Here is a 23,272-nt window from a genome sequence, read left to right on the forward strand (position 1 = left end):
GACGCGTGGGACCAGCTGTGCGGGGCTTTACCTCGCGGGTACTGGGTGGTGGAGGGTGGCAAAGGCGGACGGTGCATCGCCCGCTTGCGTTGCCGAACGCCGCTTCGGGCGCGTGTTCGCCGTGGATCGAATTCCCCGGCGACCGTGTCGTCGGAGCGAAGCCTGCTGGAGGAACCGGTGAGGGGTGGGGGGCGGCTGGAGCCGTGACAGGCGGTGGCCGGCGGAGTGAGGGCGTTCCTCACCAGGGCCGCAGCGTGAGAGCTCTGGCAAGGGATGAAGCAGAGCCAGGCTTACGGCTGAGGGGCGGGCCAGCGGTCCATCGGCCCTGGCGGCGTTGCTCATCAGGTAGCGCGCTCGACGCGCGCTGGATCGTTCATGCCGCGATTCGGCGGTCGCCCGCGGCAGAAAGCGAGAGGGAGAGCGGGTGGTTCAGCCCATCGCTGCCGGTGATGCCCAACGGGGTTGTTCAGCGGGGCTGTTAGAAAGCGGTGTACCCGCCGTCGACGGTCAGGACCGATCCGGTCACGTACGACGACTCCGACGATGCGAAGAAGAGCACCGCGTCGGCGACCTCTTCGGGGGTGGCGAGGCGTTGGAGCGGGATGGTGCTCTCGCGCTCGCGGCGGTGGCCCTCGGGGTCGGGCCTGCTCTGGAACGCCGCTTCGATGATCGGGGTGGCGGTCAGGCCCGGAGCGACGACGTTGACACGGATGTTGCGCGGCGCCCATTCGATCGCCGCACCCTTGGCGAGCATGATGAGGCCCCCCTTGGCGGCGGAATACAGGACCTGTCCGGCCATGCCGACCATGCCCAGCCGTGAACTGACGCAGACGAACGAGCCGCCGCTCTCGGGCATCAGCGGCGCGAAGTGCTTCATCACCAGGAACGCGCTGAGCAGGTTGCTCTCCAGCACGTTCCTCGCATCGTCGCAGGCCATCTCGGTGATCGGACTGGTGGCCTGCAGGCCGTGGTTGAGGACGACGACGTCGACGGTGCCGAGGGACTCGGCGGCCTGCTTGGCCAAGTGCTCGACGAACGCCTCGTCGTTGAGGTCTCCGGCAACGTACAGGTCGTCGGGCTGCGCGCTGTCGAGTCGCTCCTTGCGGCCGGTGAGCAGCAGCCTCGCGCCCTCGCGGCGGAAGTGGGAGCTCACCGCCTGCCCTATGCCACTGCTGGCTCCTGTCACCAGGGCCTTGACGTTGTTGAGTCTCATGTCAGGCACTCCTTCATGGGGGAGATCGATCGTCGGGTTGCGGGCTCGAGCACGGGGTCTTGCCCCTGAGGCCGGTCAGTTGAGGAATCCGCGGGCGTCGACCGGCCACCTCTGCAGCGACGTGCCTGTGCTGTCGGTGACGATCAGTTCCTCGAAACCGAGGACGACGGGGCATACATGGTTCGGCACCACCGGTACGACGGTGCCGACGCCGGGGCGGAACTCGCCGTCCGGTAGCGGGAGGAACCCGTGGTACTCGTTGACCTTGGACAGGACCGCGTTCGTGCCGGCGATGCCGCCGTAGCCGATCTCGGGGCTGCCTTCTTTGCTGAGTGCCTTGTTGCCCACATCGATGATGACCTGGCCGGGGACCCAGTCGCTGACCACGGTGCCGGCGACGAACAACGCGATCTGGTCCTCCGTGCAGGAGCCCAGCCGGGCGTTGTTCAGGTCGCCGAAGACGTACTCACCGGGACGGATCTCGGTGATCACGCTGCTGGTGGAGAACTCGAGGGTGGGAGTGGAGCCGGCGCTGACCACCTCAGCGGTGACCCCGACGTCGGCGAGGCTGCGTACCGCCGTGGTGAGCGCGGCCTCCTGGTCCTGCGCGGCGCGCCGGCGAGCGTCCCGGCCGGTGCCGCCGTGACCGGGGTAGGTGAAGACTCCCGCCGGTACCAGACCTCGCTTGCGGGCGGCGAGCGCGAGATCGCCCGCGGCCTGCGGCGGCGCACCGGAACGACGGGCGCCGCAGTCGACCTCGATCACGACCTGCAGCCGGTCCGGTTCGTCTCCCATCGCGTCGGCGAGTGCCTCGATGGCCGCGGCGTTGTCGACGCCGACCCGCAGCCGGGCGGACTCGGCGAGCCGGCGGATCCGGGGCTTCTTCGATCCCGCGGCCCAGATCGGATAGGCGAGGAAGATGTCGTCGAACCCGGCCGCGGCGAAGACCTCGGCCTCCCCGACATTGCCCGCGGTGATCCCGACCGCGCCGGCCTCGATCTGGCGTCGCCCGATCTCCACGCACTTGTGCGTCTTGACGTGCGGTCTGACCTTGAGGTTGTGCTGGTCGGCGAAGCCCTGGACGCGGTCGATGTTGCCCTGCAGGACGTCGACCAGCACGATCGGCGCGGGGGTGTCGATCTGCTCGACCAGAGCGTCGAGCGCTCGTTGCATCCGGTTCACGCTGCCTCCTTGTAGTTCTGCCTGGAAAGATCGAGGAGCGCGGGTGCTGACTCCCCCTGGATGCCGTCGTGCGCGCCCTATACCGCGGTGCAGACCATCTGGATCTCGACCGGACTCCTGAGCGGCAACCCGGCGACACCGATCGCGGTGCGAGCGTGCCGTCCGTTCTCACCCAGTACCTGGATGAGCAGTTCACTGGCCGCGCTGGCGACGGTCGACTGTTCACCGAAGTCCGGCGTACTGGCCACGAAGACCAGCATCTGCACGATCCGGACCCGGTCCAGATCGCCCACCGCCTGCACGGCGGCGGCGAGGCAGTTGAGCGCCGCATGGCGCGCGAGCTCCCGTGCCGTCTCCAGCTCCACGTCCCGGCCGACTACGCCCCGCCCCAACAACTCACCGTTCAGGTAAGGCAGTTGGCCAGAGATGTAGATGCTGGGGCCCACAGCGCGGTGGTCCACGTAGTACGGGTTTTCACGGAGCTCGGGAAGGGCCAGCCCCAGGGCCTGGAGCCGATCAGAAGCCGAGCCGGCGTTCGCTGCCGTAGTCACGGACTGGCTCATCGCGTCACCTCCGCGGACGGAACGGGGCACAGGCTCACGCACTTGGCCGTGAGAACCCGCTTCGCATGAATCCTGATCATCTGCACTCGGATCTCCTCTCGAGTAACAGTGCGAAAAAACGCCTTATGGTGGCTTAAATCAGCCACCCGCATTGTCGTTTGTCGACCATATGGGGGCCCGGAGAGGGCTGTCAACACAAACTTCAGCCCCGAACGCGGCCTCGAAACACCGGCCGCGACTGCACGCGCCACTGCGGGAAGCGACGGTCGAGGCCACGACCACGCCGCCGGCCTTCAGGCGGATACGACAGGACAACGACCCTGACGCCGAGGCGAGTCACCGACGAAGAGCGGAGGTCGGCGAGCCCCTGGCAAGAAGCACGGAGCGGGGGCGCGCCCCACGTCGAGATGCAGGAAATCAGCCTGCAGGGTCGCGGCGACGAGCAGGCTTGAACACTTCACGCACGCCGACGACGAGCAGGCTTGAACACCTCACGCACGCCGGCACGGCCTCACGCATGTCGGGGCGCGCGTTCCCCGGTACTCCCGGCCTGGCCTCCCAGCCCCTTGGGGAAATGAGCGGCCAGTTCCTGGCGGAACGCGTCGGTGTCGCCCTCCAGGGCAACCGCGGCCAACCTCTCGTGCTCGACGACCAATTGGTGCGGGTCGTCGCTGTAGGTGCGGTGATCGACGCTGAGGTGGAGGCGCAGCTTGGTCTCCCAGCCGTTCCAGAGACTCTGCAGGACGCCGTGCCCGGAGAGCTCGTAGAAGAGCCCGTGGAAGCGTAGGTGCGCGTCGATACTGGCCGGGATGTCGCCCTTCTCCATCGCCCGGCGGAGATCCTCGACGGTTTGCAGCAACCGGGGCCGCTCAGGACCGCGCAGCGCTTCGGCCGAGAGCTCGGCGGCGTACGGCTCGACACGTAGCCGGACCGAGTCGATCTCGGCGACCTCACGAGCGCTCACCTCGACCACGAACGCCCCCCGGTAGGGGATCTTGACGACGAGTCCTTCCTCCTCCAGCTTGGTCAACGCCTCGCGCAGCGGGGACCGGCTGATCCCGAGATCAGCGGCGATGTGCGCCTCGCGCAGCTGGCCACCAGGAGGAACGGCCCCATCGAGGATGGCGGCACGCAGTGTGCGGTAGACGCCGTCCGGCGTGGTCGTCCGCTGCTCCTGCCACTCGAACTTGTGGTCCACCCGGTGCCCTCCCACAGCGCTTGGTCGACCATCTGGTCGTTTGTCGACTATACCCCTGCCGGTTTCTGCGCCCACTCCCCAACGAGCAGCATCGAGCGGGCGGTCGGTGAAGCAAGAGCTCCCGGCCCGCTCCACGATCCACGCCCACCTCCCGGAGCGGATCAGCCGTCGCCCGGCCTGTCCGAGGCGCTCGTCCTGACGCTATTGACAGTCGAGAATCATTTGGTCGACAATCGGCCAACCGCGATGGTCGACAATCGACCAGATCGCCCAGACTGCTCCACTGCCACCCCAGGAGGACGACGTGGTGTTCGACGCCAAGCCCAAGTTCGCGACGTTCGACATGAACGGAACACTGATCAAGTTCAGCATCAACGACACCATGCGTGAGGTCCTGGGCGACCGACTGCCGACCGAGGTCGCCGATGAATACCTGCGGATCTGCAAGGCGTACCGGATCGACGAGTGCACGGGCGCGTACCAGCCCTTCCACCAAGTCGTCGCGCGTTCCATGGAGCGTGCCTCACGCAAGGTCGGTCTCGAGTACCGCGAGGACGAGGCGCGGGCGGTGTACGAGCGCATCCCCACCTGGGGCCCGTACCCCGGTGTCACCGAGGCCCTGAACCGCCTGGCCGAGGAAGTTCCGCTGGTCATCATCACGAACAGCGACACCGCCCATGCCGTGCGCCTCGCGGAGAACCTCAAGGCCCCCTTCGAGGTCATCATCAGCGCCGAGGAGATGGGCGTCTACAAGCCGCGACTCCGCGCCTTCGAGTACATGCTCGACAAGCTCGGCGTGGCACCCGACGAGATCGTCCACGTCTCCGCGAGCCCGATGTACGACCACCGCTCCGCGGCCATCATGGGCATCGAGAACAAGGTGTACGTCGACCGCGGCTGGGAGCACGACGAGCACTGGCTCGGCTACGAGCGGATCACCGACATCGCCGACCTCCCGGTCCTCTTCGGTCTGCCGCGCCCCTGACACCCGAGCGGAGGACCCGCTTCGAGGACGGCCGGCTGCCGGGGGCAGGGCGTTGCCGGCCGGGACATGGCGTTGGAGAGCACGCGGGAGTTCGCGCGCCACACCGCGCTCACCGCGCTCACCGCGCTCACTGCCCCTGTGCGGACGGTGGGCGATCCGGACCGGGTCCGGATCGTGCAGATGCTGGTCTTCGTGGCCGCCACGCCGGACTTCGCTGTGCAGTCGCAGGCCGCCGACGCAGCAAGTGAACTGCTCATCGAGGTGCCGGGTGAGAACCGACGGCACGCCCGCACCGCGATCGGAGTCACCGGACTGCCGCTCGACACTCCTGTCGAGTTCCAGGTGATCTGCACCGCGGTGCAGCGGCGAGCCGATCATGAGCAGCGCGGCGGCGGCCCGGCTTCGAGCAGCGCTCGGCATCCTGGTTCAGCGAATGGACACCCCGGCGCCGATCGTGCCGGCGGACGCGGTGCTGGGCAGCGTCGACCGAGCTCTTGGGGCGCCCCTGCGGCGCAGGTCCGACCCCGGACGCACAGGCCACCCGCCGCGAGCGCGAGGGGCGGATCCCGTGCCAGTGCCTCGCCACTCACGAGGAGACCGCCGGCGCCGTCCTGTTCCTCGCGTCGTCCGGAGTCCTCGTACATCACCGGGGATGCTTCCCCCCTTCGACGGCTGCATCGCCTTCGAGCAGCGGCCCGCGCGGCTCTCAGAGACAGATGAAGGACACACCATGAACGCCCTTGCGGCACCACCCCGAAACGGGGAGCTCGGCTTCTGGGTTGCCCAACTGGCCGACAAGAAGCCCTCGTTCCCCCGTTTCACCGGCCAGGACTCCGTCGACGTGGCCATTGTCGGCGGCGGCTACACCGGCTTGTGGGCGGCGTACTTCGCCAAGAAGCTCGAACCGTCGCTCTCGGTCGCCGTCTTCGAAGCCGAACAGGTGGGCTACGGCGCATCGGGACGCAACGGCGGCTGGCTGTCGGCGATGCCGCCGGGAAACCGTGCCACCTTCGCCCGCGCCGGGGGCGGGCTGGAGGCGAGCCGGGCGCTGCAGCAGGAATTCGTCGCCGGCGTCGACGCCGTCCTGGACATCCTCCGGGCCGAGGGCATCGATGCCGATCAGCACAAGGGCGGCGCGCTCGTCGCCGCCCACACTCGGGCGGGGCTGGGCCGGCTCGTCACCAGGCGTGACGCCGACCTGAAGTACGGGCTGACCGACGACGAAGTCCACCTACTCGACCGGGACGAGTTCCGCAGCCGGATCAACATCACCACCGTCCACGGCGGGCTCTTCTACAAGCACTGCGCAAGGATCCACCCCGCGAAGCTCGCCTACGGCCTCGCCGACACCCTGACCTCCATGGGGGTCAGGATCTACGAAGGCAGCCGCGTGGACAGTGTCGAGGGCAAGACCCTCACCCTGGCCGACGGGCGCGTCACCGCGGCCAGGACGTTCATCTGCACCGAAGGCTATTCGGGACAACTGCTGGGCCGCCGGACCCTGATCCCGGTCAACTCCTCGATGATCGTCACCAAGCCCCTGCCGAAGGAGGCATGGCAGCAGATCGGCTGGGACGGGCCCCAGTGCCTCAACGACTCCGCGCACACGTTCATCTACGCCCAGCGGACGGCGGACGGCCGTATCGCCATGGGGGGCCGCGGTGTCCCCTACCGATTCGGGTCCGGCACCGGGGGCAACGGCGCAACCGCCCAGTCCACCATCGACCTGATCTCGCACAAGCTCAGCACCTTCTTCCCCGGCATCCCCTTCGAGGTGGACCACGCCTGGTCGGGAGTCCTGGGCGTCACGCGGGACTGGAACGGCGGCGTGCACTGGGACCCGGCATCCGGGATCGGGTCGTCCACCGGCTACGCGGGACACGGCGTCACGGCAGCCTACGTCGGCGGCAGGACTCTCGTGGAGCTCGCCTTCGAGCAGGAAACCGAACGGACCACCCTTCCCTGGGTCGGCTACCGGGCACGCAAGTGGGAGCCGGAACCCATCCGCTGGCTGGGCGTTCACGCCATGTACCGGCTCTTCGGCATCGCCGACCGGTGGGAAGAGCGCAGGGGGTCCAGCACGACCTCACTCCTGGCCAGATTCGGCAGCAGACTCGCCGGACTTCACGAGTAGACGAAGACGAAAAGGAACGTGCTCTCATGGACGCACAACTCGCGGTCATCGGCCTGGGCAGCATCGGAAGCATGGCCCTGTGGCAGGCGTCCCGGCTGTCCGACTCGGTAGTGGGCTTCGAGGCCGCCACCCCCGCCCACGGCCGCAGTGCCGTGGGCGGGGACACCCGCCTGTTCCGCATGGTCTACCTCGGCAAGCCCGACTACTACCCCATCATCGAACGCTCCCGCAGCCTGTGGGCCGCACTCGAAGCGGAAACCGGGCAGCAGATCCTCACACCTACCGGAGGGCTGTCCATCGGGACGGCGAACGGCAGCTACATCAACAGCCTCCTTGAGGCCACCCGCGTCACCGGAGCCGAGCACTGCCTCCTCAGCCGGGAGGAGATGGCGGAGCGCTACCCCCAGCACAACCTCCGCCCCGACGACTGCGCCGTCTACGACCCCCGCGCCGGCGTTCTGCGCACCGACCGCGCCGTCAGCGCCGCCGTCGCGGCGGCCCGGGCGAACGGCGCCACCGTCCTTCAGAACACACCCGTGGACAGCATCACCGAAACCGACCACGGCGTGGTCGTCACCTCGGGCGACAGAACCTGGACGTTCGAGAAGGTCATCGTCGCCTCGGGCGGCTGGTCCCGACGGCTCATGCCCGACCACCTCAAGAGCGTCACGGAAACCCATCGGATCGTCCTGACCTGGTTCCTGGCCCAGGACGGCAAGCAGTTCTCACCGGAGAACTTCCCCGTCTTCAGCCGGTGGTACGAGGATCGCTCCATGTACGGCGCACCCGCCGTCGACGGTGTGGCGGTCAAGGCCTCGGTGGACGGACCGCTGTCCGGGCGCGCGAGGGCGACCCCCGACCCGGACTCCGTGCCCAGGGAACTCACCCGGGAGGAAGTCGCGAAGGCCACCGAGATCGTCACCGAGTTCTTCCCCGGCCTCACCCCCACCATCGTGCGCTCCGACGCCTTCCCCGACCTCTTCACCGAGGACAGGCATCCCCTTCTCGGCCGACTGGATGCCGACAGCAGGATCTACTGCGCCACCGGATTCTCCGGCAAGGGTTTCAAGATGGCCACCGGCTATGGCCACATCGCCGCACACGAGGCGCTCGGCAAACGGACCATCGAGGGCCTGGACTTCGTGCGTCCGGACCGGTTCAGGACCAGGTAGCCCACGCACGGAGACGCTCCCGGGATCTGGGCCTGACAGGCTCAGATCCCGGGAGAACATCGCGGACAGGTCAGGCCCAGGGGCTGACCACCGTGAAGGAGCTGTCGGCGCGGAAGGTGTCGGTGTTCTGGTAGAGGTCCACGCGCAGGGCGTAGTTGTAGTGGCGGAGGTAGCGGCCGGGGTAGTTGTAGGACTCCAGGCGGACGGAGCCGGCGGCGCTGCCCGGGCGGGCGCAGTAGGTGGCGTCCTTGTTGAAGACGTCGGTGCCGTTGCTGGTGTCGAAGCGGGCCCGGAAGTCCCAGTGGCGCAGATAGCGGCCGGCGGAGTCACGGAACGAGTAGCAGTTGGCGTCGGCGAGGCCGGGTACGACAGTGAAGGTGGCGCTCTCCTTGACGGCGGTGCTGCTGGAGGTGCTCACCGGGTCGATGTAGCCGTAGCTGTCGGAGCGCACCACGGCGTACCGGCTGGGGAAGTTGACCGCCTGCAGCGACCGGGTGGTGTTGGTGGGCAGGGTGACACCGCCGGAGACCGTCTCCTTGAGCACGGTGGCGTGGCGGATGAAACCGGTCAGCCCGGGCACCTCGGTGGGCGTGGTCCAGGTGGCGAAGTTGTCGTAGCTGTCGCTGTACCAGTACTTCCCGGCGCGGTAGCCGTCGTAGTAGATGCGCCAGCCGCCGTTGTCGAGCTGGACCAGGGCCGGGCCCTCGACCCAGTCCCCGAATCCGGCCCAGTTGCCCGTCTTCCGCATGGTGTAGGGGCCGGTGAGGCTGGAGGCGGTGGCGTACTCGATGTACTTCGTCGTCTCGTTCTTGGTAAACGCGTGGTAGGTGGAGCCGATCTTGACGATGAAGGTGTCGATGTAGTTCGGGCCGATGCCGGACAGCTGGGTGGGCGCGGACCAGGTGGTCAGTGCGGAGTTGGTCGCCGTGATCTTGTAGGCGGTGAAGTGGGTGGCCGTGCTCGCCGACGTCAGGGACATGATGACGTTGACGCTGCCGTCGGTGTCGATGAACCACTCGGGCGCCCAGGTGCGGGTCAGCCCGCTGATCGGGATCGTGTAGTTGTACAGGAACGTCCAGTTCACCCGGTCGGTGCTCCGTGCGAAACCGATCGTGTTCCCCGTCCAGTTCGTGGTGTAGGTGAGGTAGTAGTAGCCGTCGGTGTGCTTGAAGATGCTGGGGTCCCGGATCAGCCCGGACGGGGGGGTGTAGGCGGGGCCTTTCTGCAGGGTGAATCCGGTGGCGTCCGGCGAGTCGTACACATACAGGTTCGACTCACTGCTGTTGGTGAACGCGGTCATCGTGTACCGCGTGGCCTGCCCGGCCGGCGGGGCGGCGGCGGCCGCGGTGCTCTGAAGGGCGGGGACACCCAGCAGGACCAGCAACAGCGGGGCCAGTAGGGCGAGCAGCGTTCTTGGGGTTCTGTTCAACTCTTCCTCCGGGCTCGGCCAGTCCGCTGGACCGATCGCCGTGACGAGGGGGTGCGATCGTTCGAAATAACGAACAACGTGCGGAACTTCGAGCAGAACATAAGTTTGCGTCGTGATTCCGTCAATGTTTCCGACGAGTACCGTTCGGCGCGCTTCACGCGGCTCGGATGTGCAGCCGGGGGCGCGCCGGACGCCAGCCGTGCCTGCTCCGGCGGACTGCCATACCGACCGGCCGCGACCCCTCTTCGGACCCCACGGGCTCCCACTGCCGAGGTATTGACGCACCACGCTCCTCACACTTACCGTCTGTCCGACTTTACGAACGACGTTCGATATGTCGGACATTCTGCGTCGCTCGGAATCAGTCGGCCCCCTCCGCCCGCCCGGTTGTGGCCATCGCAGAACGACAGGAGGAGACATGTCCGCGCTTCGCGCCCGGCTGTCGGCGATACTGCTCGCCGCGTGCCTGCTCTTCACAGGCCAAGCCTTGATCACACCGGACCGGGCGGCCGCGGCCGACCCGGGCTATCTGATGACGCACTTCATCGGGGAGGGGTCGAACGCTCAGCAGATCTACTTCTCGTACAGCACGGACGGCCTGAACTGGACCGACCTCAACGGCGGCGGAATCGCCCTTCGATCCACGGTCGGTACCAAGGGGGTGCGCGACCCCGCACTGGTGAGATCCCCGAACGGTGACAAGTACTGGATCATCGCGACCGACCTGTGCATCAGCTGCGGACAGAACTGGGAAGCCGCCGTGTACAACGGCAGCCGCAACCTCGTGGTGTGGGAGTCGACGGACCTGATCAACTGGTCCGAGCCGTGGCTGCTCGACGTCGCCGGTGCGATCCCCGACGGACGCAACGCCTGGGCGCCGGAAGCGATCTGGGACCCGGCCTCCAACAGCTACGTCCTGTACTGGGCGACGAACAAGCCGGTCGACGGCGTGAAGAAGCACCGCATCTACTACGCCCGCACCAGCGACTTCCGTTCCATCTCCACCCCGCAGATCTACATCGAGCGCCCCGGCATGCAGGAACTCATCGACACCCAGATCGTCGAGATGCCGGCCGGCGTCGGCGACTACCGCTATGTGCGGGCCTCCGGTGACGGGCAGATCACCCTCGAAGGCAGCAACTCGATCCTCGGAACCTGGACCCCTCTCGGCAACCTCTCCGGCATCGGCCTGACCGGTGCGCAGGTCGAAGGCCCGATGTGGATGAAGTTCCGCGACCGCAACGAGTGGGCGCTCTACCTCGACCAGTACTCCTCCGGACGCGGCTACATGCCGGTCACGACGACCGACCCGTCCAGCCCCGGCAGCTACAAGCTCCCGGCGTCGGGAAGCTACAACATGGGCGCCAACAAGAAGCGCCACGGCTCGATCCTGAGCCTCACGGCCGCCGAGGAGGCCCGCGTCCTCGCCCGCTGGAGCGACACCCCGGCCAAGCGGCTCCAGTCGTTCAACTTCCAGGACCGGTACGTGCGCCACGCCGGCTTCGACGTGCGCATCGACCAGAACATCACCGGCCCCGACGCCCAGTTCCGGGTGCGGCCCGGTCTGGCGGGCTCCGGCACCGTCTCCTTCGAATCGGTGAACTACCGCGGGTACTTCCTGCGGCACTCCGGATACGACTTCCAGTTGGTCCGCAACGACGGCACCGCCCAGTTCGCCGCGGACGCCACGTTCCGGCAGGTCGCCGGGCTCGCTGACGCGAACTGGTCGTCCTTCCAGTCGTACAACCATCCCGACCGCTACATCCGCCACTACGCCTACCAACTCCGCCTCGACCCGATCACCACCGCGACAGGACGCAGCGACGCCACCTTCCGCGTGACGACGTGACGAACTGACCCGCAGCGACAGGGATGCCGGCGCCTCCGCGAGAGCGCCGGCATCCCCTTGCCCGACCGGTGGACGCGACGATCGGCGTGTTGCTGGCGACGCCGGTCTCGGCGAGGTCGCCGCTCAGCAGTGGACGGACGTGCCACGATCGGCCGACTCCACGGCGTGCCGCGTGTGGGCCAGCGGCCTGTGCGCGCGGCGGCGCAGCCGGCGGAGAGTGAGCGCATCCAGAGTCGCGGTGAGGACGAACGTCACAGCCGTCGCCGCGACCAGCAGAACCGCGGACCGTTCCCAGAACTCCGGGGTGAGACTCGTATCCACCGTCCTCAGTCCCCCTCGTGTCGGCGTCGTTCTCCTCACTCCCAGCCGACTCCGACACGGATCCGGGCACATGAGCCGACGGCGCCGAACAGAGGTCTGGAACGGCCCTTGCGCGGGTTCGTTGCGCCTGGGCCGATCGGCGCAAGGGTCGTCCGACCGGCAGGCACGCCCCGTCACCGGACGAGGACCCGCTCCCCGGAACGCGGCACGACGGCGGTCCAGCCCAGCGTCTGGTCTATTCGGTCGCGCAGCGCCTCGGCCGCGTCGGGCTCGCCGTGCACCAGGTACGTCGCCTGCGGGGCTTCCGCGCCGCGCAGCCAGTCGATGATCTGAGCGGCGTCGGCGTGGGCTGAGAAGTGCGGTACGTCGGCGACGGTGGCGCGCACCGGGACGTACTCGCCGAACATCTTCAACGCCTTGGCACCGTCGACCAGGTCACGGGCGCGGGTGCCTTGGGCCGCGAAGCCGACCACGACGACGGCGTTGCGCGGGTCGGGCAGCAGGCGCCGCAGGTGGTGCAGGACGCGTCCGCCGGTGGCCATGCCGGACGCCGAGACGATAACGGCCGGTCCGCCGGCCCGGCTGATGTCGACGGACTCCTGGATCGATCGTGCGGCGAGGAACGGCTCGGGGCCGAATGCGGCCGTGCCCGCCGCCGTCACCTCGGGGCGCAGCTCCGCGGCCCGGGTGAGGACGGCGTCCCGGTAGACGTCCAGGGCGGCCAGGGCCATGGGGCTGTCGACGTACACCGGCACAGCGGCCGGGAGCCGGCCCTCGCGGCGCAGTTCTGCGAGTTCGTGCAGGACGACCTCCGTGCGGTCGAGGGCGAAGGCCGGGATGACGACGGTGCCACCACGGGCGAGGGTGCGCGTCAATACGCTCGCGAACTGGTCTCGTGCGGTGTCCTCCTCGTGCCGCCGCTTGCCGTAGGTCGACTCCATCAGCAGGACGTCCGCCCCGGAGAACGGTTCCGCAGGGAGCAGCAGGGGATGGCCCGGCCGGCCGAGGTCGCCGCTGACGGCCAGGGTGTGACCGTCCTCCAGGGTGAGGCGGGCCCAGGCCGAGCCGAGGATGTGCCCGGCGGGGTGCAGGGTGAGCCGGGTGCCCGTGGCGATGTCTGTCGGCGTACAGGTGGGCACGGGGTCGAGGAGCTTCAGGGTGCTGTCCACGTCCGAGTCGTCGTACAGCGGCCGGGCGGGCCGGTGTTTGGACCAGCCGTGCTCGTTGGCGTGCTGGGCCGTCTCCATCTGCAGCTTGGCGCTGTCCCGCAGCACGATCTCCATGAGTCGGGCGGTGAACTCCGTGGTCACGATCCGTCCCCTGAAGCCGTGCCGCACCAGCCGGGGCAGGTATCCGCAGTGGTCCAGGTGGGCGTGGGTGACCACCACCGCCTCGATGTCCGCTGCGTCGCAGGGCAGGCCGCGCCAGTTGCGCCTGCGCAGATCGGCGAGGCCCTGGAAGAGCCCGCAGTCGATCAGGACGCGTGCGTGGTCGCTCTCCACGAGGAACTTGCTGCCGGTGACCGTCCCCACACCGCCCAGGAACGTCAGCAGCGCGGGCCGGGAGCGCATGGGGCGCGGTGCCTCAGTGGTCATGACGCGGGTCTCCTCCGTTGTGCGGCCGATCGGCGCTGGCGGCTTGATGGCAGAAGCGGTGGGAAGGACTTGGGCCGGACGCGGCAAGGCTGTTCTGGACCGCGCACCGCGCAATCGTGATCCGCGAGAAGCGGGTGGGCCCTCCCGCCCTGTCATGCCCTCACCTTGTCGATCACGTCGTACGCCGCTGTGCCCACCGGTGCCGGACGAGCTGGTCCTCGACCCGGTCGACCAGGGGGTCGGCGGCTTCCGCGACGTGCGTGGACGGCCTCCTGCCCGGCGTGGTGCCGGGGACAGGGCCGCCGGTCCCGTCAGCTGTGGACTGATGTGCGTCGGTCGGCCGGCTCAGGTCGGTGCGGTGCGTAGGCCGACGGCGGCCTGTGCGCACGACGGCGCAGCAGGCGGACGGCGAGCGCATCAAGGCTCGCCGTGAGAACCATCGTCACGGCTGTCGCCGCGACCAGCAGAACCGCAAACTGCCCCCAGAACTCAGGCGTGAGACTCGTACCCACTGCCCTCACTCCCCTCGTGTCGGCGACGTTCTTCCTCCTTCCAGCCAACTCCGGTACACGGCACGGCGCATGAGCCGTCCGGGGCGAAACACAGGCTACGAACGGCCCTTGCGCAAGCCAGGACGGACTGCTCCGAACGGCCCAGGGCGTGCAGCAGGGCTCAGGTCTGTCTCCCCTCCCTTGGTCGTGCTTCCAGCCCGCGGGACACGGCGGCCATGCCATGCAGGTAGCCATGCCATGGGTCGAAAGGCCCCGCTGCTGGTCCCGGCAGTGCTTCCCGCAGGGGCGCTCGGCCTGTGCAGCAAGGTCCTGGAGGCCCTGCCTCCCACCCTGTTCCGGGCGCAGTCTGGGCACGCACAGGGAGCATCGGGGAGGGGAGAGATCATGGCGAACGTCATATTCGACAAGGCCACGAAGAGGTTCCCAGGGATGGACCACCCGGCCGTCGACGCGTTCGATCTGGAGATCGCCGACGGCGAGTTCATGGTGCTGGTGGGACCTTCCGGCTGCGGGAAGTCCACGGCGTTGCGCATGCTCGCCGGGCTGGAGGACGTCGACTCCGGGACCATCCGCATCGGCGACCGGGACGTGACCCACCTGCCGCCCAAGGACCGCGACATCGCGATGGTTTTCCAGAACTACGCTCTCTACCCGCACATGACGACGGCGGACAACATGGGCTTCGCCCTGAAGATCGCCAAGAGGCACAAGGACGACATCCATCGCCGCGTCACGGAAGCTGCCGGTGTCCTCGGCCTCGGCGACTTCCTGGACCGCAAGCCCAAGTCGCTCTCCGGCGGTCAGCGCCAGAGGGTAGCGATGGGGCGGGCGATCGTGCGCGAGCCGCAGGCCTTCCTCATGGACGAGCCGCTGTCCAACTTGGACGCCAAGCTGCGCGTCCAGACCAGGACGCAGATCGCTTCGCTGCAGCGGCGGCTGGGCACGACGACGGTGTACGTCACCCACGACCAGGTGGAGGCCCTGACCATGGGCGACCGTGTGGCGGTTATGAGGGATGGCGTGCTGCAGCAGGTGGGAACGCCGAAGGAGGTCTTCCAACGCCCCGCCAACGCCTTCGTGGGCGGTTTCGTCGGCTCGCCCGCCATGAACCTCTTCCGCCTCCCGCTCACCACGGACGGCACCGAGTTGGGCGGCCTGATGGTGCCCGTGCCGCGGGCCGCACGCGAGGAGGACGCCACGGAGATCCTGCTCGGCGTACGGCCCGAGCAGTTCGAGATCCTCTCGTCCGAGGACCTTCAGACTCCGGCACTGGATCTCGTGGTCGACGCGGTCGAGGACACCGGTGCCGTCGCCTACGTCCACGCGACCGCCAAGGCGGGGCAGGAAGCCGTCCCGGTGGTCGTCCGCCTCCCCGGTCGGCCGGTCCACGGCAAGGGGGAGCAGCTGCGCGTCACCGTCCGTCCGCAGGCCGTCCATCTCTTCTCGGCCCGTACACAGCTGCGGCTGCCGGCCGACGGGAGCTGAGGCACCACTGACCAGCGGTGAGTCCGGACAACCCCTGTCAGGCCCGGGCGGCCCGTGGTGATCCCGCGGCCGCGCCCGGGCTCAGGCTGGGTCGGGAAGCCCCACGGTCGAACCCCGGAGGGAAACGAGACCGACAGCAGCACGACCGCCGTCCTCGACAGGAACGGGAACGGTCTCGACGCCCTCGCCGAGGCCAGGGCGTGACACTGCGGCCTCTGGTCGGCAGCCCGGCCAGTGGTGGGCATGCCTGCAGAGCCACAACTCCCGTCGGGCTGACGGCTGTTGAGTGGGGCCCGCCCGGCACACAGGCGCAGGTGCGCAGCCGGTCCTGCCTCCGGCCGCGCACCTGTGGTGCGGCTTCAGCGCGCAATCGCGCTCAGATGTGCCGCACAGGGATGGTCCTGGTGCCCCCTCAGCCTCCGGCACCGGGACCGTGATGGTCAGGATTCCTTCCTCGTACTCCGCCGTCGCCTCATCGCCCCCGGCCGGCGGATACCTGAGTGGCCGTCGACGCCGAAGCCGGCTTGCCTGCCAGGCGCACCGCATCCGCTAGCCCGCTGTCACCGACGGACGGTCAGTGGCACCGTGTCCTCGATCACCGCCCGGCCGTCCTCCGGTGACTCCCAGTACGCCGTGAGCGTGCCGGCGCCCGAGCTGGTGGCCTTGTAGGGAATGGTCACGTCGAACGTGCCGCGGGTCCCGGTACCGGAAGTAGCCATGACATGGACGTCGGCCGCGGTGCGCCCGTTGGCATCCGTGATCTTCAGTTTGAACATCGCCTCGAACGTGTTGGCGCTGCCCCAGACCCGGACCGGGGTGCGGATGCTGTCGCCGATCAGTGGTGACTCGACGAGGACGAGCGGTGCCAGGTCCTCGAAGTCGACGCGGCCCACGGGGTGGTTGAGGACGATGCCCTCGCCACCGAAGGCCGTCACGGGCTTTCCGTCCAGTTCGAACTGAACCTTGTGGATGGATGGGAAGCGCGTCGCGGTGAAGACGACCTGCGCGAGCCGGGCCTGCATCGACAGGCTTCCGCCGCCGTCGTCGTACCGCCCGGACAGGTCGATCGTCGCCACGTGGCTGCGGACCACGACCGAGCGGAGCGTCGTTCCCGAGGGAATGGCCGTGGTGCGGCCGTGGCGGCGTTCGTACCGGTTGGGCCCGGCCAGCAGGGCGCGCAGGGCGCCGGCCGCGGTGGTGGGCGCGGTCACGGTGCGCGGGGCGGGCGAGACCTTCTCCCCGTGCAGGAAGTACACCGACGTGAGCACCTCGGATTCGCCGCCGGACGTCACCGGCGGCGCCGGTGTGCCAGGCTTGTTCGGCGTACCGGGAGTGCTGGGCGTGGTGGAAGCGCCCTGGCCGGGGGTGGCGCTCTCGTTCCCGGTCGTCCCTCCGGTGGTGCCCCCGGCGCTCGGTGTGCTCGGCCGGTCGCCTCCGGTGGATGCGCCCGGGGAGCTGGTGTCGCTGCCGCATGCCGTCGCCATGGAAGAGGCCAGTACGACGGCCGCGGCCAGTACCATCGGCCGGCTCAGCCGGTGGGTCGTACGCCTGGTGGGAATATCGGTGTTCATGGCAGCCTCCTCCACACCTTCCAGCCAACACCTCCGGTGCAGCCGCCCCAAGTGCCGTACGGGCCTGGTCAGGTGGGCCGATGGGTGTACTGGTCAGGGCCGTTCGGCGGCATGTGAGACGGGATCAGGCCGACGGCCGCCCTCACCACCAACACAGCCGTGGCCGCCTTTCGTCCGCGGTGTGCCTCGGCCTCCTGTCCGATGGCCGGCTCCACCGTGAGCGAGTCGGTGTCGGCCATGGGCAACGCCACCACGGCCAGGGCCGCACCGGTGATCTCCCGGGCCCGTTCGGCGACGAGGGCGAGGACCTCGCCGCGCTCGCCTCCGGACATCAGGCTGTGCGTGATCTCTGCACTCGCCCGCAGCCAGCGCTCGCGCAGCCGGGGCTCCTCGTACAGCCGGGCATTGTCGATGGCCACACCGGCCGCCACGGCCAGCGTCGACGGCACCGACTCGTCCTCGTCGTCGAACTGCTGCCCGCCCCGCTTCTCGGTCAGGTACAGGTTGCCGAAGACCTGGTCGCGCACCCGGATCGGGACACCGAGGAAGGTGTTCATCGGGGGTGGGACGGGAAGCCGTGCGAGGCCGGGTGCTCGGACAGCTTCGTCAGCCGCAGCGGCTCCGGGTGGCGGATCAGCTCGCCCAGGATGCCGTGCCCTCGGGGTAGTTGCCGATCTGGACGACCTGGTCCTCGCTGATGCCGACCGTGAGGAAGTCCGACAGCCGCTTGCCGTCCGGACCGATCACGCCGAGGGCGGCGTACTCGGCGTCAACCCGGACCGCCGCGGCCTCCACGATGCTACGCAGCGCCTGTTCGAGGTCCAGCTCCCTGCCGACCGAGAGCACCGCCTCCGGCAGGCTGTGCACACGGTCACGGGTTCCGCGGGCCGCGTCCAAGCGGGCCTGCAGTTCCTCCAGCAGCTCGTCCAGCCTCAGCTGCGGCAACCGTACCCGGGCCTCCCGGGGCTCCTCGGGACTCCCCGCCCCTGATCCTTCAGGTCCCATCCACCGTGCCGACAACCGACCGTGTCGCGTCAGGTGCCACGGTACGGCCCATCGGACGGGACGGCACAGGATCCGGGGGCCGGCGGCTTTGCAGGTCGAAGCCTCCTCGCCGCCCCTGTCCGAGCTGGACCGCCCGGTGCATGGTCACGGCGTGTCTGGGACGACGGCAACCGGGCAAGCGGAGTGGTGCAGCACCGTGTGGGCGACCCGGCCGAGCTGAAGTCCGGAGGTGCTCATGCGGCGCCGGGCGCCGACGACCAGCAGGTCCGCGGTGGCCGACGCGTCGAGCAGGACCTTGCGGGCGGGACCCTCGGCAGTGCGCCGGTGCAGCCGCACGGACGGGTGTTCCGCGGCCACCTCGTTCAGCGCGGCCTCCAGCGTCTCGGCGGCGCGCTGTTCGTGCAGGCGGGTGGGTTCGCCTGCCAGCAGCGGGTGGTCGGTGGTCTCGTGTGCGGGGCACCGCCAGGCACGTACGGCTTCGAGGACGGCTCCGCGTCGCTCCGCCTCCTGGAAAGCGAAGCGCACGGCCGCCGAGTCGTGCGCCTCCTCGCCGACACCGAGCAGGACCCGCCCGTGCGTCACGGGCTGTGTCCGCTTGTCGTGGCGGCCGCGCAGCACGATCACCGGGCAGTGCGCGTGGGCCGCCACGGTCAGGCTGACGGAGCCGAGCAGGAACTCGGCGATACCGCCACGCCCGCGGTTCCCCACGACCAGTGCGCAGGCGCGTCGCCCCTCCCGCACCAGTGCGTACTCCGGATCCTCCGGCACCACCTCGGTGGACACCTTCAGGTCCGGTTGGCGGCTGTGCGCCCGTCGGGCGGCGCCGTCGACGATCTTGTCGGCCAGCACCTGTTCGGACGGCTTGCCGAGGTCCTCGGCGAGCGCGGCGCCCTCGTACCGCTCCCACAGCAAGGCGTGCACGAGCCGCAGCGGTACGCCGCGCAGGACGGCCTCGTCGGCGGCCCACTCGACGGCCCGCAGGCTGGGTTCGGAGCCGTCGACTCCGACGACCAGGGGGAGTTCCATCTGTTCCATCGTCCTCACCGTCCCGTGCCGAGATCGAAGACGATCCGGGCCTTGATCTCGCCACGCAGCACCGCGTCGATCGACTCGTTGACGGACGCGAGCGGGCGGGTCTCGTAGACGACCTTGGTGCGTCCGGCGGCGTGGAGTTGGAAGACCTCGGCGAGGTCCTGACGGGTGCCGACGATCGAGCCGATCACCGAGGTGCCGTTCAGGACGGTGTCGAAGATCGGGACCTGGATCGTGCCGTGCGCGGGAAGGGCGACCATGACGAGCTTGCCGCCGCGCCGCAGCCCGGAGTTGACCGCGGTGAACGCCGCCTCGTTCACGGCGAGCGCGAGGGCGGCATGTGCCCCGCCGTGCCGCTTGAGCACCTCGCCCACGTTCTCCTTGCGGGCGTCGATGGTCAGGTCGGCGCCGAGCTCCCGGGCGAGTTCGAGCTTGTCGTCGGTGACGTCGATGGCCGCGACCGTGGCGCCGGCGATCTTCGCGTACTGCACGGCGAGGTGGCCGAGCCCGCCGACGCCGGAGATCGCCACCAGCTGGGTGGGCTGAACGCCTGCGACCTTGAGCGCCTTGTACGTGGTGACGCCCGCGCAGGTCAGCGGGGCGGCCTCGACCGCGGTGATGCCCTCCGGCACCGGCTGGGCGAAGTCTGCCCAGGCCAGCATCTTTTCGGCGTAGCCGCCGTCGCACCCGTAGCCGGTGTTGATCTGCTGCTCGCACAGCGTCTCCCAGCCGGACAGGCAGTGCTCACACCGCCCGCACGCCCGGCCCAGCCACGGCACCGCCACACGCTGTCCGACGGACAGGTGGGTGACGCCGTCACCGAGGGCCTCGACCAGGCCGACGCCCTCGTGACCGGGGACGAACGGCGGGTTCGGCTTGACGGGCCAGTCGCCGTGCGCGGCGTGGATGTCGGTGTGGCACAGCCCGGACGCCTCCACCCGGATGCGGACCTGGCCGGCGCCGGGCTCCGGGTCGGGGCGCTCCTCGATGACCAAGGGCTCCCCGAACGCTCGTACGACCGCTGCCTTCATGATCTCTACTTTCCTCGGTGCTGTGAGTGGGGGTTCTCGGGTGTGTCAGTCGTGCGCGACGACGGCGACGGGGGTCATGGCGTGGTGCAGGACGGCATGCGCGACGGAGCCGATGTGGATGCCGAACGGGTTGCGGCGGATCCGGCGGCCCACGACGACCAGGGAAGCCTCGCGGGAGGCGCCGACCAGGTGGTTCGCGGGGCTGCCGGCACGGGACTCCTCGACGACCCTCACGTGAGGGAACTTCTCCTTCCACGGGCCCAGCACCGCGGCCAGCGCGGCGGCGTCCTGCCGGCCCAGCTCCACCGCTGTTTCGGGAGCGGCGGGCAGGCTGGAGACATAGTGAGGCGGCAGGTTCCAGCCATGGACGACCTGCAGGGAGGTCTGCCGTCGAGCGGCTTCCTCGAAGGCGAAGGTGATCACCGCGTCGTCCGGCCTGGCGATGTCAAGGCCGAGCACGACGGGCCGGAACCCGGTCGCGGCGGAGGGGATGCCCGCCGGGTCCATCTCGTGCTCGCCGGCGGCCTGTTCTCCGGCGCGTACGAGGACCACGGGGGTCTCGGCGTGCGCGACGACGGCCTGTCCGATGGAGCCGACCAGGAAGCCGCCGAGCCCGCTCAGCCCTCGGGAGCCGAGAACCAGCAGCTCGGACTCCTTCGAGGCCGCCACCAGCACCTCGCTCGCGCGGCCCGTCAGCTGCTCGACGGTGATCTCGACGCCCGGATGACGCAGCCGGAGACCGGCGGCTGCCTCCCGCGGGATCCGCTCCCTCCAGTGCGCTTGTGTCTCGGCCCCCAGGAGGGGCGCCTGCGCCATGGGTTCGGGGACCGGCTCCCAGACGTTGACGAGCCGCAGGGGCAGCTCGCGCAGCTTCGCCTCGCGGGCCGCCCACTCGGCGGCGGCCAGGCTCTCGCGCGAGCCGTCGAGACCCACGGTGACAGTGCGGGACATGGGTGAGTACCTCCTATGGGCGCTTCGAGCGCTATGGGCGGGGGATCCGTTGTCAGCGTCGCCGTCGGGGCGGGGGGTGTGCAGAGGCCGCAGGGTCCGGAGCAGAGGGCCGAACGGCCCCACCTGCGATCCTGATGTCTCACGTACTCGGGTCATGGGGAGGATGCGCGGCGTGAGGAGGCCCATCGTGCAGAATTCGGGCGAGTACGCCCCACGGTGGCGCCGTCTGACGCCTGGCTCGGTGTACTCCTCGGCTACCAGCGTTCGTGGCTGAAGGGCGATGTGCTGGCCGGCGTCACGGTGGCCGCCTATCCGGTTCCGCAGGTGACGGCGTACGCGGGGGTGGCAGGGCTGCCGCCGGTCGCCGGGCTGTGGACGATCCTCCCCGCCCTCGCCATGTACGCCCTGTTCGGGTCCTCACGCCTGCTGTCGGTCGGCCCGGAGTCGACGACCGCCCTGATGACGGCAACGGTGGTCGCCCCGCTGGCCGCCGGTCACCCGGGGCGCTACGCGGCGCTGGCGGCGGCCCTCGCGGCGACGGTCGGGCTGTTGTGTCTGGTGGCCTGGGCGCTTTGGCTGGGCTTCGTCGCGGATCTGCTCCCCCGCCCGGTGCTGATCGGCTACCTGGCGGGCGTGGCACTGATCATGATCGTGGACCAACTGCCCAAGCTCACCGGCGTGGACACGACCGGCTCGGGCTTCTTCGCGAGGTGGAATTGGGGCTGACGGCGGATGTCGAGGCAACGGTGGACGTGCCCATGGCACCTCCCGCGCGCCTTGCTTCCGGTTGGGTCAACCAACCTCACCGGCACTCGGTGGCGCGGTGCAGAGCCGCATGGCCCCCCACCTCAGGGGCCGTTCGGCTTGCTGCGGGACCAGTGCCAAGGGTCAGCCGGGCCTGGGAAGACCCACGGCGCGAGCGGGGTCCCCGGTTGAGGGACGGGGAGTCCCTTGAGGTTGCCGAAGCCGACGCCCGCACCTGATTCCATGATCAGTCGGCAGGAACGTATCCAGGAGGGGCAACCGGACGCGAATGAGGATCCGTTGCGGTCTTGCGCCTCGTGCTCATCTGCGTGCCGTTGCCTCTCATGGGGCCGAACGGCCCTCAGTGCTACGGCCCATAGGCCTCTGTGCCCACGGTTCGCGGGTCCGTCACCGTACCGGGCATGGGGTTCTTGCCCGTCGCGCTCGAAGGGATGCACGCATGCGGAAACGGTGTCGCAAGGTGTTGCTGTGGCGCTGGCGGCGCAACCCGCTCAAGCGCCGCTCGGACATCGCCGAAGCCTGGATCGGCCTGGCCGCGGCGGCGGCGGTGTTGTTCGCCGCGCCGACAGCGGGTGTGACCGCGGCTGCCGCCGCCGAGCACTCCGCGCTCACGGAGTCCCAAGGACTGCGTCACGTCACCGCGAAACTGGTCGAGGACGCTCCCTCGGCGACGGTGGGGCGGCTCTCCGGCGCGGCGGTCGGCGAACTCGTCCGTGCGACCGTGCGGTGGACGGCGGATGGCTCCTCCAGGACCGGGACGGCCCTGGTGGCAGCGGACCGCAAGGCCGGCTCACGGACGACGGTGTGGCTCGACGCATCCGACCGTGTTCGCCCCGCGCCACCCACCCGCACCCAAGCCAGGGCACAAGGAGTGGTGAGCGGTACATCGGCCGCGGTGGGTGCGGCTCTCCTGGTACTGGGCCTTCGGTGGGCCGCCCGCGTCCGGCTGGACCGGCGCCGATGGGCGCAGTGGGAACGGGACTGGGCCGCGTTCGACGCGCACCGGGGCCACCGGCACGCATGACGGCCCGTCGGTGACGCGTGTTCGCCGCCACCCGGGCCTGCCGGCCGGGGCCCCCGCTTCGCTGCACGCTCCCCGCCTTGGATGGCCATGAGCGGCCAGGAAAGCACCGGCCCGTCCCCTCCCCCGTGATGCATCGTCCAAGCCGTCCGGGTGGAACCACGGTCGTCCGCCGGCCAGTGGAGGGGAACCCGCATCGTGACCTGCTTGTCTGGGCCACCTGACCGATCCGATGGACCGCCCGGCCGGGAAGGACCC

General features: G+C 69.5%; 17 protein-coding genes and 2 pseudogenes. 7 read left to right on the plus strand and 12 right to left on the minus strand.

All coding sequences use genetic code 11. The features are described from left to right. Positions 1-478: 478 nt before the first annotated feature. The 4 genes from ACFYNL_RS22930 to ACFYNL_RS22945 form a co-directional block, all read right to left on the minus strand. Positions 479-1,213: an SDR family NAD(P)-dependent oxidoreductase gene (locus ACFYNL_RS22930; protein ID WP_388806461.1), complete on the minus strand. Its 735-nt coding sequence runs from the start codon at positions 1,211-1,213 to the stop codon at positions 479-481. Positions 1,214-1,288: 75 nt separating this feature from the next. Further along, the gene (locus ACFYNL_RS22935) at positions 1,289-2,386 is read right to left on the minus strand and encodes an alanine racemase (protein WP_388807283.1); all 1,098 of its coding nucleotides are present in this window, start codon (positions 2,384-2,386) and stop codon (positions 1,289-1,291) included. An 86-nt stretch (positions 2,387-2,472) separates the two neighbouring features. Continuing rightward, entirely contained in the window at positions 2,473-2,946 is a 474-nt protein-coding gene (locus tag ACFYNL_RS22940; RefSeq protein ID WP_388806463.1) for a RidA family protein, read from the minus strand. 523 nt (positions 2,947-3,469) lie between these two features. Then, a complete protein-coding gene (locus tag ACFYNL_RS22945) occupies positions 3,470-4,156 on the minus strand; it encodes a GntR family transcriptional regulator (protein ID WP_388806464.1) in 687 nt (228 codons plus the stop codon). Positions 4,157-4,460: 304 nt separating this feature from the next. On the opposite strand from ACFYNL_RS22945, the gene ACFYNL_RS22950 reads away from it, so the two are divergent. The 3 genes from ACFYNL_RS22950 to solA all read left to right on the plus strand — a co-directional run bounded on the left by ACFYNL_RS22950 (position 4,461) and on the right by solA (position 8,447). After that, positions 4,461-5,141 carry a haloacid dehalogenase type II gene (locus ACFYNL_RS22950; protein ID WP_388806466.1) on the plus strand — a complete coding sequence of 227 codons (681 nt, stop codon included), beginning with the start codon at positions 4,461-4,463 and terminating at the stop codon, positions 5,139-5,141. Between the two features lie 730 nt (positions 5,142-5,871). Next, a complete protein-coding gene (locus ACFYNL_RS22955) occupies positions 5,872-7,275 on the plus strand; it encodes an NAD(P)/FAD-dependent oxidoreductase (RefSeq protein ID WP_388806468.1) in 1,404 nt (467 codons plus the stop codon). Positions 7,276-7,301: 26 nt separating this feature from the next. Next, a complete protein-coding gene (solA, locus tag ACFYNL_RS22960) occupies positions 7,302-8,447 on the plus strand; it encodes an N-methyl-L-tryptophan oxidase (RefSeq protein ID WP_388806469.1) in 1,146 nt (381 codons plus the stop codon). A 70-nt stretch (positions 8,448-8,517) separates the two neighbouring features. On the opposite strand, the gene ACFYNL_RS22965 is transcribed toward solA, so the two are convergent. Further along, on the minus strand, positions 8,518-9,876 hold the full coding sequence (locus ACFYNL_RS22965; RefSeq protein ID WP_388806470.1) for a glycoside hydrolase family 43 protein: 1,359 nt from the start codon (positions 9,874-9,876) through the stop codon (positions 8,518-8,520). Positions 9,877-10,294: 418 nt separating this feature from the next. On the opposite strand from ACFYNL_RS22965, the gene ACFYNL_RS22970 reads away from it, so the two are divergent. Beyond that, on the plus strand, positions 10,295-11,725 hold the full coding sequence (locus ACFYNL_RS22970) for a glycoside hydrolase family 43 protein (RefSeq protein WP_388806472.1): 1,431 nt from the start codon (positions 10,295-10,297) through the stop codon (positions 11,723-11,725). A 123-nt stretch (positions 11,726-11,848) separates the two neighbouring features. Here the strand turns inward: ACFYNL_RS22970 and ACFYNL_RS22975 are convergent, their stop codons facing one another. After that, the gene (locus tag ACFYNL_RS22975; RefSeq protein ID WP_388806473.1) at positions 11,849-12,046 is read right to left on the minus strand and encodes a hypothetical protein; all 198 of its coding nucleotides are present in this window, start codon (positions 12,044-12,046) and stop codon (positions 11,849-11,851) included. A 173-nt stretch (positions 12,047-12,219) separates the two neighbouring features. After that, positions 12,220-13,641, minus strand: coding sequence for an MBL fold metallo-hydrolase RNA specificity domain-containing protein (locus ACFYNL_RS22980; RefSeq protein WP_388806475.1), 1,422 nt, complete (start codon positions 13,639-13,641; stop codon positions 12,220-12,222). 896 nt (positions 13,642-14,537) lie between these two features. Here ACFYNL_RS22980 and ACFYNL_RS22985 point away from each other — a divergent pair. Then, positions 14,538-15,638 carry an ABC transporter ATP-binding protein gene (locus tag ACFYNL_RS22985; RefSeq protein WP_388806477.1) on the plus strand — a complete coding sequence of 367 codons (1,101 nt, stop codon included), beginning with the start codon at positions 14,538-14,540 and terminating at the stop codon, positions 15,636-15,638. A 560-nt stretch (positions 15,639-16,198) separates the two neighbouring features. Here ACFYNL_RS22985 and ACFYNL_RS22990 read toward each other — a convergent pair. From ACFYNL_RS22990 to ACFYNL_RS23010, 5 genes and pseudogenes are all read right to left on the minus strand, one after another. Next, on the minus strand, positions 16,199-17,209 hold the full coding sequence (locus ACFYNL_RS22990; RefSeq protein WP_388806479.1) for a Gmad2 immunoglobulin-like domain-containing protein: 1,011 nt from the start codon (positions 17,207-17,209) through the stop codon (positions 16,199-16,201). A 173-nt stretch (positions 17,210-17,382) separates the two neighbouring features. Next, positions 17,383-18,214, minus strand: a pseudogene (locus ACFYNL_RS22995) (GAF domain-containing protein); the annotation flags it as partial. A 144-nt stretch (positions 18,215-18,358) separates the two neighbouring features. Further along, the gene (locus tag ACFYNL_RS23000; RefSeq protein WP_388807284.1) at positions 18,359-19,240 is read right to left on the minus strand and encodes a universal stress protein; all 882 of its coding nucleotides are present in this window, start codon (positions 19,238-19,240) and stop codon (positions 18,359-18,361) included. A 14-nt stretch (positions 19,241-19,254) separates the two neighbouring features. Beyond that, positions 19,255-20,277: a zinc-dependent alcohol dehydrogenase gene (locus ACFYNL_RS23005; RefSeq protein WP_388806481.1), complete on the minus strand. Its 1,023-nt coding sequence runs from the start codon at positions 20,275-20,277 to the stop codon at positions 19,255-19,257. A 45-nt stretch (positions 20,278-20,322) separates the two neighbouring features. Further along, positions 20,323-21,228 (minus strand): universal stress protein, encoded by a 906-nt coding sequence (locus tag ACFYNL_RS23010; protein WP_388806482.1) that lies wholly within the window; start codon positions 21,226-21,228, stop codon positions 20,323-20,325. Between the two features lie 163 nt (positions 21,229-21,391). On the opposite strand from ACFYNL_RS23010, the pseudogene ACFYNL_RS23015 reads away from it, so the two are divergent. Then, positions 21,392-21,948, plus strand: a pseudogene (locus ACFYNL_RS23015) (SulP family inorganic anion transporter); the annotation flags it as partial. 484 nt (positions 21,949-22,432) lie between these two features. Beyond that, positions 22,433-23,017, plus strand: a complete 585-nt coding sequence (locus ACFYNL_RS23020; protein ID WP_388806484.1) for a hypothetical protein — start codon at positions 22,433-22,435, stop codon at positions 23,015-23,017. Positions 23,018-23,272: the final 255 nt, after the last annotated feature.

It is taken from the genome of Streptomyces sp. NPDC007808, assembly GCF_042868655.1.
Taxonomy (GTDB): Bacteria; Actinomycetota; Actinomycetes; order Streptomycetales; family Streptomycetaceae; genus Streptomyces.